The organism is Nocardia sp. NPDC051030 (assembly GCF_040683015.1).
Taxonomy (GTDB): Bacteria; Actinomycetota; Actinomycetes; order Mycobacteriales; family Mycobacteriaceae; genus Nocardia.
In genome coordinates this window covers 96299-108822 of sequence record NZ_JBFBCD010000013.1, presented here as the reverse complement: position 1 = coordinate 108822, position 12524 = coordinate 96299, and the positions used below count along the sequence as shown (strand labels likewise).

The following is a 12524-nucleotide window of genomic DNA, read 5'->3' as shown; positions in this document are numbered from 1 at the left end:
GTCTCGAGTCTTTTCATCTCTTTCTCGTCCAGGCGCCCTTGTCTTTTGCTCTTTATCTGTTGGTTTTTGGTTGTTGGTCCCGGAACGGGACCACAACCTTCCAGCCAGGCCGGGACGAGAGGTAACGGCACCTGATGGGGGAGCTCAAGCCGGGTACGGCAGGCGACGCCACCACGCGATATCGGTCCTGCCGTGCGCTTTGGGCACGAGCGTCCCGAGTCGTGTTTTTGACCGGTGCGGTTAATGAATGCGATGGCCGAAGGCCGAGCCGGACAAGGGGATCCAACCCCACCCCAACACATCAATCACGCGGCAGATGCGCTTTCGCCTCGTCATAGCTCTGGTCGGAAACCGGCTCGCTGGGACCGTAGATCAGGTGCAGCACACCGGTTTCGAAGGGCTGGGCGGAGATGAGGCGGAGGGGGATGGGCTCGCCCTCGGCGAAGAGGCGGAGGCCGTTGGAGTTGAGTGCGATCGGGTGTACGAACAGGTGGAGTTCGTCGAGGAGCCCGGCTGCGAGGAGTTGGCGGACGATCGAGGGGGATCCGCTCATGCCGATGTCTGATGTGCTTTCCGCCTTCAGGGCGGTGACGCCCTCGATCAGATCGCCCTGCAGCTGTTCGGAATTGCGCCAGGTGAAGGTGAGTTCGTCGTGGGAGACGACGATCTTGCGGGCATCGCCGAGGGCCTTGGCCATGCCCGCGTCCTCCTCACCTGCGTCCTCGCGAGCAGGCCACGCGCCCGCGAAGCCTTCATAGGTGTTGCGGCCGAAGAGGACGGTGTCGGCGGCTCCGAGCTGCTCGCCGACGGCCGCGCCCATCTCGTCATTGAAGTAGGGGAAATGCCAGTCCTGGGGGTCCTGGATGATGCCGTCGAGGGAAATGAACAGGCCTGCGGTGATTTTGGACATGGGGTATCTACTCCTGATTGTTGGGGTTGCGCCCTTGTGGCGTGCTCGGAGATAAGGACGGTGGCCGGGTTCGAGATTCATCGCGGCATCCGAAAAACACATTATGACCCGCGCCACAGGTGTTCTGCGCGCGATCAGTGATGCGACATCGCACCGGGTCCCATGCCGGACATGGGCATCTGCGCTGGCGCGGGCTGTTGGCCGGGGGCGAGGACCAGGAACTGGCCCATCATGCCGCGATCCTCGTGCAGGAGTAGGTGGCAGTGGAACATGTAGGGGTAGCTGGGGTCGGAGTGGTCGGTGAAGCGCATGGCGAGGGTGAAGGTAGGGCCGGGCGGGGTGAAGACGGTGTCCTTCCAACCGGCCAGCTCGGGCGGTGGGGGAGTTCCGTCGATGGCGATGATCTGGAATTGGACGTCGTGAATGTGGAAGTTGTGTGGCCAGTTGTCGACATTGCGGACCGTCCACACCTCGGTGGTGTCCACCTGGACGGTGAAGTCGATGCGGTTCATGTCCATGCGGGCGCGGTTGATCATGAACCACTGGAGTTCGAAGGAGTGGTCGACCGGGGTGCCGGGGGTGGCCAGCCGTGTGATCGGTATCAGTGAACTCGGCAGGGCGGCAGCGGATTTCATACCTTCCGCCGGACGGATTTCGAGAATGTCGAAGGCATCGTCGAAGCCGAAGGTGGTGGCCTCGGCGGCGGGGAGGGTGCCGCGGTTCTCGATCGGGAAGGAGTGCAACGTCGTTGGGGCGTTGCTGTCGAATCGGACCACGATCTCGACGCGCTCGCCGGGGCTGACCTGGATTCGGTTGCGGGTGATTGGTGCGGCGAGTAGGCCGCCGTCGGTGGCGATGAGCTGGAACTCGCGACCGTCGGTGAAACCGAGGTTGTAGACGCGGCCGGAGGAGCCGTTCAGGATCCGCAATCGCAGGCGAGAGGTGCGGACGTTCAAGTGCGCGTGGGCGATTCCATTCGTGACGATGGTGTCGCCGAGCAGCCCGGCGTTCGTCGGATCGGATTCGTCCAGTGCGCCGTCCGGAGTGAATCGGCGATCCTGGATTACCAGTGGAATGTCATCCACCCCATAGTCGTTCGGCAGATCCAAGCCATCGGCCGCATCGTCGTCGAGCAGGAAGAAGCCGGAAAGCCCACGGTAGACATGCTTCTCGGTGGAGCCGTGCGGATGCGGGTGATACCAGAGGGTGGCGGCCTGCTGATTGATCGTCCAGGTCGGTGACCAGGTGCCGCCGGGCTCGATCGGCTGATACGGCCCGCCATCCATGCGCGGGGGGACGTGCATGCCGTGCCAATGCAGCGTGGTCATCTCGGGGAGCGTGTTGTTCACGGTGACGGCGACCGATTCACCCCGCCGGGCGCGCAGGGTCGGGCCGAGAACCGTGCCGTTGTATCCCCAGGTGGGTGTCCGCTTGCCGGGCAGCATCTCGGTCTCGCCCGCCCCGGCCCGCAGCGTGAATCGGCGCACACCGTCCTGCACGGTCGCGGCGGCCAGGGGCGGAATCGGCAGCGGCCGAGAGCCGGTCGGCGCGGGTGCGCTCGAGCCGCTCGAGCAGCCGACGGCGGCGATCGGGGCGAGGGCCAAGGCGGTGAGAAGACTGCGCCGGGACAACTGCGGGGTTCGGAAGTGCTCGGACACGGGCATGCGATCGAGTCTTCGCGAGCGGGCGCTGCCCGGATTCCTCCCGGCGGGCCGGAATCGCGCGGTACGAATCCTCCCTGCGACCCTTGTCAGCCCTGCCATCAGCTGATATGTAACCGACCTCGGTGTGCGACCGGGCCGCGCCCGTCCCATACCGTGGACCCGTGACCGACATCGTCATCCGGCGTGACCTGCGGCTGCTCCTGCGCTGCACCCCGCTGGTCCTGGTTCCGCTGCTGCTGCTCGCCAGCACTTTCCCGGGCCAGTACCGGGTGTCGGCGGGTTACTGGCTGTTCGCCATGGCCGCGGCGGCGCTGTTCGTGGTGGCCGATCGGTGGCCGCTGCCGGTGTCTCTCGCCATGTCCACACTCGCGATTCCGATGTTCCTGACCAGTGCGTGGGGGTTGTCCGGGCTGGTGCCGTATCTCGGGGCGGTGGCGCTGGTCGAAGCGGTCATGCGGTCCGGGCGGGCCGCTTCCACGCTCGCCGCGCTCGGCTGGGCGGTGGCGGTGCTGATCGACCTGTGGTTCGCGCCGACCCCGTTCTGGCGGGTGGCGACCGCCGTCGAAGCCGTGGCCGCGGTCGGGTTACCGGTGCTGCTCGGTCTCTACCTGCGGGCGCACGCCCAACTGGCCGAACGGTTCCGGTTGGAAGCCGCCGACGCCGAAATCCGCAGGGCCGAAGCCGAATCGCATACGCGTGCGGCCGAACGCAGCGCCATGGCCCGGGAGCTGCACGACCTGGTCGCGCATCACATGGCCTCGATCGTGCTGCGCATCGAGGTGGCGCGGCATGTGCTCGACGACCCGGACCCGAGAGTGCGAGCGGTACTCGATGATGTGCACGACACCGCCGCCGACGCACTCTCCGACATCCGGCGACTGCTGGTCGTGCTGCGTGATCCGGCGCTGGGCGACGTCGCGCTGGTCGAAGCCGACGCGGTGCGGGTCGAAGTGGATGCGGCGGTCACGCGGACCCGGGCCGCCGGATTCACCGTCGACGCGGAGGTCACTGCGGATCCGACCGGACTGGATGCGATCGGGCGACTGACCCTGCTGCGGGTGGTGCAGGAATCGCTCACCAATGTGATGAAGCATGCCGACCGCGCCGACCAGGTCAGGGTGGCCGTGACGGATGCGACCGAGGGCATTGCCGTGCGAATCGTCAGCGGCGGCAACGCGATTGCGGGACCGCCCGGGCACGGCATCATCGGCATGCGCGAACGGGTGGACATTGTGGGCGGCACCTTGGATGTGCGGCCGGTAGGGAGTGATTGGGTGGTCGAGGCGCTATTACCCACGGCGCGTACGCAACAGGCACGCCGCCGAATCGAATCGGAGCTCGCATGATCGAGGTGCTCATCGTGGACGACCAACGCCTGGTACGCACCGGCCTGCGCATGCTGCTCGAATCAACCGAAGATCTGGCCGTCGTCGGGGAAGCGGGTGATGGCGTGGAAGCCGTACGCCGCTGCGCCGAACTGAACCCGGACCTGATCCTGATGGACCTGCGCATGCCCGGACTGGACGGCGTAGCCGCAACCCGGCAGATCATCGAATCCGGCTCCACCGCAAAGATTTTGGTCCTGACCACCTTCGACGATGACGCCCACCTGTATCCCGCCCTGGCAGCCGGTGCAGCCGGATTCCTGGTCAAGGACACCGCCGCACCCGACCTCCTCCTGGCCATCCGGCGCACGGTGGAGGGCGACATGCTCTTCTCTCCCTCCTTGGTGCGCAGGCTGGTAGACCGTGCGCTGCAAGCGGATTCGAAGCCCGCCGCGCCCGTCATCGACCTGACACCGCGGGAGCACGAGGTGCTGGCCCTGGTCGGCGAGGGCCTGAGCAATCAGGAAATCGCCAACCAGCTGTACCTCGGCGTCACCACCATCAAAACGCACGTGGCGAATCTGATGGACAAGACCGGCTGCGACAACCGGGTGCGGCTGGCCGTGTTCGCCCATCGCATCGGCGGTTAGGCTCCCGCTCGGACGGCTCGGCCTTCGGCCATCGCTTTCATTTACCGCACCGGTCAGAAACACGACTCGGGACGCTCGTGCCCGAAGCGCACGGCAGGACCGATATTGCGTGGTCGCGTCGCCTGCCGTACCCGGCGTTGGCTCCCCCGTTGCGAGCCGTCTTCTCTCGTCCCGGCCTGGCTGGATGGCTGTGGTCCCGTTCCGGGACCAACAACCAAAAGACGAGAGATGAAAAGACAAGGGCGCCTGGACAAGAAGAGAGAAGACAAGAACAAAGACCAACGAGCAGCCCGGAAGGCCCTAAGTGGCTCTGCCGCTGCACGTCTCGGGGGTAGAACACGTTCAGGAGGGACATTAGGCTGGTGTAAACGGACAAAACCCCGGCTCATGTCCCCTCTCGATGAACAGGCCAGCCGACACACCGCGACACGCTCATACCGGCCCCGGCCCCGCCCCCGGTCCCGGCGACGGCCCTCGGCCCCGGGCTCGCCCCGGCTTGAGGTGTCTCGAGTCTTGTTCTCGAGTCTTTTCTTCTCTGCTCGTCCAGGCGCTCTTGTCTTTGTTCTTTCGTCTCTTGTCTTTTCGTGTTTTGTTTTTTGTTGTTGGTCCCGGAACGGGACCACAACCTTCCAGCCAGGCTGGGACGAGAGGTGACGGCTCCTGGCTGGGGAGCCAACGTCGGGTACGTCCGGCGACGCAACCACGCTATATCCGTACTGCCGTGCGCTTCGGGCACGAGCGTCCCGAGTCGTGGTTCTGACCGGTGCGGTTAATGAAAGCGATGGCCGAAGGCCGAGCCGTCACATGGCAGTAGCCATCACCGCTTCCAGTAGTGCGTCGGCATATGCGTCGTCCAGCCCGCCTACTCCGAGCGACCAGCGGTATTGGATCGGGCCGACGAGTAGGTCGAGGGTGAGTTCGAGGTCGAGGTCTGGGCGCAATTGCCCGGCTTGGATGCCCGCTTCGAGACGTCGGGTGATGGCGGTGCGTTGAGGGCGGAGTAGGCGTTCGCGGTAGAGCTCGCCCAGGTCTGAATCCTGTTGGATCTCTACGTACATGGCACGGAGGAAGCCTTCGACGCCTGGTTCGGTGAGGGCGGCGATGGAACCGCGGAGCAGTAGGCGTAGGTCCGCGCGGATGTCGCCGGTGTCGGGGAGGCCGGGGCCGTCGGGGCCTGAGTCCTGTTCCAGCATGGCGTCGAAGACCACTGCGCCCTTGGATGGCCACCAGCGGTAGATGGTTTGTTTGCCGACGCCGGCGCGGGCGGCGATGGCCTCGATGCTGAGCTTGGCGTAGGGGAGTTCGTGGATGAGTTCGGTGGTTGCGGTGAGGATTGCCGAGCGGGCGCGCTCGCTGCGGCGGACTGCGTTCGGGGGGCCGGGCATGGGCGAACGGTACCACTCGACTAGACGCAACGTCTCGTCTTGACACGGCTGGACCGGGGTGGCAGTCTCTTCCGAGACGAGACGGTGCGTCTCGATGGACTGAGGAGAACAACCATGACCCGCACGTGGTTCATTACCGGAGCGAACCGGGGACTGGGGCGCGCCTTTACTCTCGCCGCCCTCGGGCGTGGCGATCGTGTGGTGGCGACCGTCCGGGACGTGACCTCGATGGCCGACCTGGACCAGGATCGGTTGACCGTGCTGCCCCTGGACGTCCGTGATCGCGAGCAGGCCATCGCCACTGTGAACGCGGCGTTCGAGGCGGTCGGTTCGATCGACGTGATCGTGAACAATGCCGGATACGGCCTGGTCGGCGCGGTCGAGGAGCTGACCGAGCAGCAGATTCGGGATCAGATCGACACCAATTTCTATGGCGCGCTGTGGGTTACGCAGGCCGCGCTGCCGCACCTCCGGAAGCAGGAGTCGGGGCATATCGTGCAGATCTCCACGGTCGGGGCGGTCGGGTCGCTGCCGCTGTTCAGCATGTACAACGCGAGCAAGTGGGCGCTGGAGGGTTTCAGTGCGTCGCTCGCTGATGAGCTGCGGCCCTTCGGGATCAAGGTCACGCTGGCGCAGATGGGTGGTTTCGATACCGATTGGGCGGGGTCGAGCATGAAATTCGCGTCGGGGTCGCCCGCGTACAGCGATACGCGCACGGCAATCCTGGGCATGTCCGAGTACCCGGACCCGCTCAACCCGCCGCCGGTGACCGAGGCCGACTCCGAATGGGCCACGCCCAGCCCCGAAGTCGGCGCCGCGGAACTCCTCGACCTGGTGGATATGCCGAATCCGCCGCTGCGCAAGGTGATCGGCCCGGGTGCTCGCGATATGGTCCGCATGGCGCTGGATCAGCGACGGTTGGACTACCTCACCGATCCCGAATTCGTGTGGCCCGCCTAGCGCGGATTTCCTCCCGTCGGATCTGTTGCGGCGGTCGCTGCGCGCGGTAGTCTCCGGTCGGCGCGAGGGGAGGCCGGAATGTCCGGAAGAGCCAGTCGGCTGCACTGCGCGATGGCGGTGGCCGCGATGGGTGTGCTCACCGCGTGCGGGGATGGCTCCGGCGGACTGCCGGATGCGGGGCTCATGATGCGGGACGCCTCGATCGCCAGTAAGCATCTGGGTGCCGCTCATATCGAATTGCTTTCCGAGGGAACGGTTCCCGGATTCCCGCTGGCGCGACTGGAGGTCGATGCCACCGCCCGCGATGGCGGATCCGGCAGTGGCACGGCGGTCACGGCGCAGGGGCAGACGATCCGATTCGTGCAGGCCGATGGCGCGTTGTTCACGGTGGGGCCAGATGGTGCCCGGCATCCGCTCTCGGCCGGATCGGGTGTGCCCAATCCGTCGGGAATGCTCGGCGACGGCGGACTGTCCCGCCTGCTCGGTGAACTGCAGGATCCGAAAACCGTTGCCCGGCAGAATGTCGACGGTATCGACGTCTTCCGGATCGAGGCCGTGGTGCCCGCCGAAACGGTGACCGCACTGCTGCCCGCTGCCCACACCGACGCCACGCTGACCAGCTACATCCGGGTGCGCGGCGTGCATGTGCCGGTGCGCACCGTGCTGGCCTTTCCCGGCGGCGGCACCCTCGACGTGCGCATTGCCAGAGTGACCGCGCCCTCCGATGGCGTTACCGGACAGGGGAATCCGAAGTGACCACATTCGAGCATGCGATCGATGTAGTCGATCTGACTGTGCAACGCGGTAAGCAGACTGTCCTGAATGGCGTGAGTTTTCGGGTGGCTCCGGGCTCGGTCACCGGTCTGCTCGGGCCGAGTGGCTCCGGGAAAACGACGCTACTGCGCGCCATCGTGGGCGTGCAGAAGATCAAGTCCGGGCAGGCGAAGGTGCTCGGCCTGCCCGCCGGAACGGCCAAGTTGCGCAAGCAGGTTGGGTATGTGACCCAGCAGCCTTCGGTGTACGGCGATCTGACCGTCCGACAGAACGTGCGCTACTTCGCGCTCATTCAGGGGGCGGCCACCGCCGCCGCCGACGAAGCGATCCGGGACGTCGGGCTGGCAGAGCTGTCCGGGCGTGCGGTGGATGCGCTGTCCGGCGGGCAGCGCGCGCGAGTGTCCCTGGCCTGTGCGCTGGTCGGCAATCCCGACGTGCTGATCCTCGACGAGCCGACCGTCGGCCTGGATCCGGTTCTGCGCCGGGACCTTTGGCAGCACTTCCACGATCTCGCCGACCGGGGCATCACCCTGCTCATCTCCAGTCATGTGATGGATGAAGCGGATCGCTGCGAACGCCTGCTGCTCCTGCGCGAAGGCAAGCTGCTGGCCGATGAGACGCCCGGCGAACTGCGCGCGGCCACCGGTGCCGCCGATCTGGAAGAGGCATTCCTGCGCTTGATCCTCGAGCAACAGGAGACCCCGGAACGAAAGGTGTCCGCGTAATGTCGATTCGGCTCCTGCTCGGCACGGCGCTGCGGGTGCTCACCCAGGTGCGCCACGATCGCCGCACCATCGCGCTCATTCTGACCATGCCCACGCTGCTGCTCACCTTGCTGCGCTTCGTATTCGACGATCGGCTCGATATCTTCGACCAGATCGGGCTCATGCTGCTCGGTGTCTTCCCGTTCACCTCGATGTTCCTGGTGACCAGCGTGGCCATGCTGCGCGAACGGGTGAGCGGCACGCTGGAACGGCTGCTCTCCACGCCGCTGCACAAGCTGGACCTGCTGTTCGGGTATGCGCTCGCCTTCGCCATCCTGGCCACCGCGCAGGCATCGGTGGCCACCGCGGTCGCGTACGGCCTGCTGGGATTGCGCAGTCAGGGCGCGATCGGGACGGTGCTGCTCATTGCCATCTGCTCGGCCATACTCGGTTCCTGCACAGGGCTTTTCACCAGCGCTTTCGCTCGCACCGAGTTTCAGGCGCTGCAATTCGCGCCGCTGGTGGTCTTTCCGCAGATATTGCTGTGCGGGCTGATCTGGCCGCGCGAGCAGATGGCGCCGTTCCTGCGGCTGGTCGGCAATGTGCTGCCGCTGCGCTATGCCGTGGGTGCGTTGAGCGAGGTCAGTACGTTCCCCGAGCCCACCACCCTGATGTGGCGGGACCTGCTCATCGTGATCGCCTTCGCGGTCGTCACCCTGGTCGGCGGTGCGGCCACGCTGCGTCGCCGCACGGGATGAGTTGTGCGACATAGGTTCGCGCGCTCGCCGATCGGCCTATCGTGAATTGGGTTCGGCAGGAACCAGGCGCGGGAAGGCGGTAGCCCGGATGACACAGCAGATCAGTGAAAACACCGGCCTCGGAAAGGAACTGGCGGAGGCCGGACCGGAGAACTCGGCGACTCTGCTCGGGCGCATGGCCGAGCGGCTCGGCTGGAATGCGTCGGTGCAGAAGGCGTTCGGTGAACCGATCGTCTCGGCGGGCGTGACGGTGATCCCGGTGGCGCGGGTCGGGTACGCATTCGGCGGCGGTACCGGGAGCGAGTTGAGTACCGAGAAGACCGTCGGCGGGGGTGGCGGTGGCGGCGGCCTGGAGGTGCGGCCGGTCGGGTTCATCGAGATTCGCGACGGGAAGTCCACCTATCGCCCGATCCGGAATCCGTGGGTCGATGCCGCGATTCCACTGGTGGCGCTGATGGCCGGAACGCTTGCACCGCGGGCGTTTCGCCGCTGGATGCAGGTGCGCCGCAGTCGAATTGACTGAGCGTCGGGGAAACACCCCTGGTGAGCAGGTTGATTCAGATTTCCGAGACTTCTAGTACCGCTAACTATTGTTAGCGTGCGTGTTAGCTGCTTGAATGAGTCGATGTCTATCAACGGCGATAGCTCCTCGACCGGCCAGGCATTCCTGGTCGGTCGTGGTTTGAGCACCTGACCCGCCGCGAAGCTCAGCCAGATATTGCTGTCTGTTTGCTACCGTGACGCGTGCCCAAAGTGCGTAGCGCGGTAGCGGTATTCGCGGTGGTGACCGTGGCGGCGGCCCTGGCCGGAGGCTGCGGCAAGAATCGGAGTGACGCGACCTCCTCGCCCTCCGGTCTCACTCCGGCCCCGGCCCTCGATTGGCGGGCCTGCGCACTTCCGGGTCAGCCGACCCGGGAATGCGCGACGGTCACCGTGCCGTGGCGTGCGGACCAGCCGACCGGCCCGACCGTGGGAATCGCGGTGACCCGGCTCCCGGCATCCGACAAGGACAAGCGCATCGGCGTCCTGCTGTGGAACCCCGGCGGTCCCGGCATGGGCGGCCGGTATGTCCCGGCGGCGCTACTGCCCGGGGAATTGAGCGAACGCTTCGATCTGATCGGCTTCGACACCCGTGGCATTTTCGACAGCGGCGCGCTGCCCGAATGCGGGGAGACGACCGGCGCGCTCGAGCAGCTGGCGGGATCGACTTCCCTGGACGCCCTCGGTGATCGGCCGCAGCTCGAACAGGACGCCGCCGCCTACGCCGATACCTGCGTGCGGACGCTCGGCGGTGCGGATGTCGCCGGACATTTGGGCAGCCGCGACACCGCTCGCGATATGGAAGCCATTCGGATCGCGCTCGGCGAGGACAAACTCAATCTGCTCATGGCCTCCTACGGGACCGTGTACGCCCAGGCCTACCTCGCCGCCTATCCGCAGCATGTCCGCGCGGCGGTGCTCGACAGCGCGGTGGATCCGAGCCGCAGCGGGATTCGCGCGGTGACCGACGCGTCCGGCACGCTGGAGGAGAAGTCGTACACCAGTCGCGAGCAGGTCGAGGCGGCGCGCGAGCAATTGCGAAGCCGCCTTTCGGGTTTCACGCCGTGGTGCAGCAGGCATGCCCAGAGCTGCCCGGTGCATGCCGACCCGGCGGCCGCCGCCGATGTGGCCGCTGGGGTCGACGGTGTGGCACCGGATGTCGACGAGGCGCGCATCTCGACCGTGCAGTCCGCGGCGCAGGCCGTGGCACTGGTTCCCGACCGGTGGCCGGATCTGGCGAAGGCCCTCGCCGCCGCACCCACGGATGACCTTGCCGCGCTGCGTAATCTGGCCGCCGAGGGGTTCCCGAGCGATATCGGAAACCCCTTCCCGCCGACCCATGATCTGGGCTACAGCCTCGGTGTCACCTGTGCCGATTACGCCTGGGGCGCGACGCCCGCCGCAGTCCTCGACGACTTCGTCCAGGAGGCGCCCACCGCCGCTCACGCCGCCGCGTCCTACCTGCCGTGTGGCAGTTGGCCGCGTCCGGAGCCCGCGCTCGGTGCGCTCGGCGGGGATGGCGTGCGGCCGCTGATTCTCAACTCGGCGAACGATCCTCGCACCGATCTCGAGGGCGCTCGCGCGGTCGGTGATCGCTTCCACAGCACCGTGATCAGCTATCCCGGTCGCACTCACATTGCCGTCATCTCCGGTGTCGAATGCGCCCAGGATGCCGCGACCGCCTACCTCCTGTCCGGGTCGCTGGAGAACATCCCGGGCTGCTGAGGTCATTCGGGCTCTCCTGCTCAGAGCAGCCAGGGGTTCGTGCTGCAGGCCAGGGTGGGGTGCGCCACCGGGTCGAAGGCATTGAGCGCGAGGGAGACCGCCCGGGGCGAGAAGAGCATGGAGTTGTGGTCTGAGGTGTCGGCGGCGCAGCCGTCCTGGAGTAGGACATTGTGCACGGTGGCGTCGGGACCTGCGGTCAGGAAGGTGCGGGTGAAAGGCGTTGACACCTCGTCGTATTGGTCCCCGACAATGGTGTATTCGACGCCGGGCATGGTGTCGCCACCGTCATTCAGAGCGGTGAGAACCGGTGAGCCGATGAGTTGCTGGATTCCGGCGTGACCGATGAGATCCTCGGTCGGCGCGGCCAGGTTCAATCCCATCGCGGTCTGGAAGAAGGGCAATAATTTGCCCAGATCGGCGAGTGTGGTGCCGTGATTGGTGGCACCGTATGTGACCAATTTATTGACCTTGTTCTGGCCCGGGTTCGCGGCATCCGCGCCGCCATTGAATTTCAGATATTGGCGTGCCACCACCCCGCCCTGCGAGTGGCCGATCATATTCACCTGCGAGGCCCCGGTGGTGGCCAGCACGCGGTCGACGAAGACGGCCACCTGTGCGGCGGAATCCTCGATATAGCCGGTCGCGCCGATGGTCGGCTGCACCAGGCCCGCGCCCGGCACGTTCGCGCGGCCGTAGTTGAAGGTGAAGACGCAGTACCCGGCCTTGGCGATCTCCGGGGACATGTAGGAGTAGGCGCTGAAGGCGCTGGCCCAGGTCCCGTGCACCAGCACCACTGGATTCGGGTGCGCGGCATCGGGCTTGCAGCCCCAGTCGTTCGCGCCCTGCGGCGCGACATCCGGATTCGCCAATCCGTAGGCGACCGCGGCCGCCTCATCGGTGAATTCGGGGCCGTATCCGACGGTGTCGGAGGAGTGCGAATCCGATCCCTGGCCCGGATCGGCCGCCGCCATCGCGGTATCGAGGCCGAGCCCGACGAGCGAGGTGGCAATGATTACCGCGACCCAGCGCGGCGAACGGAGAATGCGAACCATTGCGGAGCTTCTTTCTGGAGCGGATTTGCGTGACTGTCATTGCTCAACCGGAATCTGAGTGGACTCACTATTTGCCG

General features: G+C 66.2%; 12 protein-coding genes. 8 read left to right on the top strand and 4 right to left on the bottom strand.

Annotated elements, in window-relative coordinates; genetic code table 11:
* Nucleotides 1-301 precede the first annotated feature (301 nt).
* Entirely contained in the window at nt 302-910 is a 609-nt protein-coding gene (locus AB0N05_RS36035) for a dihydrofolate reductase family protein (RefSeq protein ID WP_364702751.1), read from the bottom strand.
* A 134-nt stretch (nt 911-1044) separates the two neighbouring features.
* Nucleotides 1045-2574 (bottom strand): multicopper oxidase domain-containing protein, encoded by a 1530-nt coding sequence (locus AB0N05_RS36030; protein ID WP_364702749.1) that lies wholly within the window; start codon nt 2572-2574, stop codon nt 1045-1047.
* A gap of 161 nt (nt 2575-2735) precedes the next feature.
* Between AB0N05_RS36030 and AB0N05_RS36025 the strand changes: the two genes are divergently transcribed.
* Both AB0N05_RS36025 and AB0N05_RS36020 read left to right on the top strand, forming a co-directional pair.
* Nucleotides 2736-3920: a histidine kinase gene (locus tag AB0N05_RS36025; protein ID WP_364702746.1), complete on the top strand. Its 1185-nt coding sequence runs from the start codon at nt 2736-2738 to the stop codon at nt 3918-3920.
* Complete coding sequence (locus tag AB0N05_RS36020) at nt 3917-4549, top strand: response regulator transcription factor (RefSeq protein ID WP_364702743.1); 633 nt, start codon at nt 3917-3919, stop codon at nt 4547-4549. Before AB0N05_RS36025 ends, AB0N05_RS36020 begins: the two co-directional genes overlap by 4 nt.
* An 800-nt stretch (nt 4550-5349) precedes the next feature.
* Here the strand turns inward: AB0N05_RS36020 and AB0N05_RS36015 are convergent.
* Nucleotides 5350-5934, bottom strand: coding sequence for a TetR/AcrR family transcriptional regulator (locus AB0N05_RS36015; protein ID WP_364702740.1), 585 nt, complete (start codon nt 5932-5934; stop codon nt 5350-5352).
* Nucleotides 5935-6048: 114 nt separating this feature from the next.
* On the opposite strand from AB0N05_RS36015, the gene AB0N05_RS36010 reads away from it, so the two are divergent.
* From AB0N05_RS36010 to AB0N05_RS35985, 6 genes are all read left to right on the top strand, one after another.
* Complete coding sequence (locus tag AB0N05_RS36010; protein WP_364702737.1) at nt 6049-6894, top strand: SDR family NAD(P)-dependent oxidoreductase; 846 nt, start codon at nt 6049-6051, stop codon at nt 6892-6894.
* Between the two features lie 78 nt (nt 6895-6972).
* Entirely contained in the window at nt 6973-7650 is a 678-nt protein-coding gene (locus tag AB0N05_RS36005) for an LppX_LprAFG lipoprotein (protein ID WP_364702734.1), read from the top strand.
* The gene (locus AB0N05_RS36000) at nt 7647-8393 is read left to right on the top strand and encodes an ABC transporter ATP-binding protein (protein WP_364702731.1); all 747 of its coding nucleotides are present in this window, start codon (nt 7647-7649) and stop codon (nt 8391-8393) included. The genes AB0N05_RS36005 and AB0N05_RS36000 overlap by 4 nt, the downstream gene beginning before the upstream one ends.
* Nucleotides 8393-9130: an ABC transporter permease gene (locus tag AB0N05_RS35995; protein WP_364702728.1), complete on the top strand. Its 738-nt coding sequence runs from the start codon at nt 8393-8395 to the stop codon at nt 9128-9130. The genes AB0N05_RS36000 and AB0N05_RS35995 overlap by 1 nt, the downstream gene beginning before the upstream one ends.
* A gap of 88 nt (nt 9131-9218) precedes the next feature.
* Nucleotides 9219-9653 (top strand): spore germination protein GerW family protein, encoded by a 435-nt coding sequence (locus AB0N05_RS35990; RefSeq protein ID WP_364702726.1) that lies wholly within the window; start codon nt 9219-9221, stop codon nt 9651-9653.
* A gap of 221 nt (nt 9654-9874) precedes the next feature.
* Complete coding sequence (locus tag AB0N05_RS35985) at nt 9875-11395, top strand: alpha/beta fold hydrolase (RefSeq protein ID WP_364702723.1); 1521 nt, start codon at nt 9875-9877, stop codon at nt 11393-11395.
* 20 nt (nt 11396-11415) lie between these two features.
* Here AB0N05_RS35985 and AB0N05_RS35980 read toward each other — a convergent pair whose 3' ends face one another.
* Entirely contained in the window at nt 11416-12447 is a 1032-nt protein-coding gene (locus tag AB0N05_RS35980; protein ID WP_364702720.1) for an alpha/beta fold hydrolase, read from the bottom strand.
* Nucleotides 12448-12524: the final 77 nt, after the last annotated feature.

Excerpts from the sequence above, each read along its gene's own strand:
- AB0N05_RS36035 (WP_364702751.1), bottom strand. The coding sequence starts at position 910 with ATGTCCAAAATCACCGCAGGCCTGTTCATTTCCCTCGACGGCATCATC.
- AB0N05_RS36030 (WP_364702749.1), bottom strand. The coding sequence starts at position 2,574 with ATGCCCGTGTCCGAGCACTTCCGAACCCCGCAGTTGTCCCGGCGCAGT.
- AB0N05_RS36020 (WP_364702743.1), top strand. The coding sequence starts at position 3,917 with ATGATCGAGGTGCTCATCGTGGACGACCAACGCCTGGTACGCACCGGC.
- AB0N05_RS36015 (WP_364702740.1), bottom strand. The coding sequence starts at position 5,934 with ATGCCCGGCCCCCCGAACGCAGTCCGCCGCAGCGAGCGCGCCCGCTCG.
- AB0N05_RS36010 (WP_364702737.1), top strand. The coding sequence starts at position 6,049 with ATGACCCGCACGTGGTTCATTACCGGAGCGAACCGGGGACTGGGGCGC.
- AB0N05_RS36005 (WP_364702734.1), top strand. The coding sequence starts at position 6,973 with ATGTCCGGAAGAGCCAGTCGGCTGCACTGCGCGATGGCGGTGGCCGCG.
- AB0N05_RS35995 (WP_364702728.1), top strand. The coding sequence starts at position 8,393 with ATGTCGATTCGGCTCCTGCTCGGCACGGCGCTGCGGGTGCTCACCCAG.
- AB0N05_RS35990 (WP_364702726.1), top strand. The coding sequence starts at position 9,219 with ATGACACAGCAGATCAGTGAAAACACCGGCCTCGGAAAGGAACTGGCG.
- AB0N05_RS35980 (WP_364702720.1), bottom strand. The coding sequence starts at position 12,447 with ATGGTTCGCATTCTCCGTTCGCCGCGCTGGGTCGCGGTAATCATTGCC.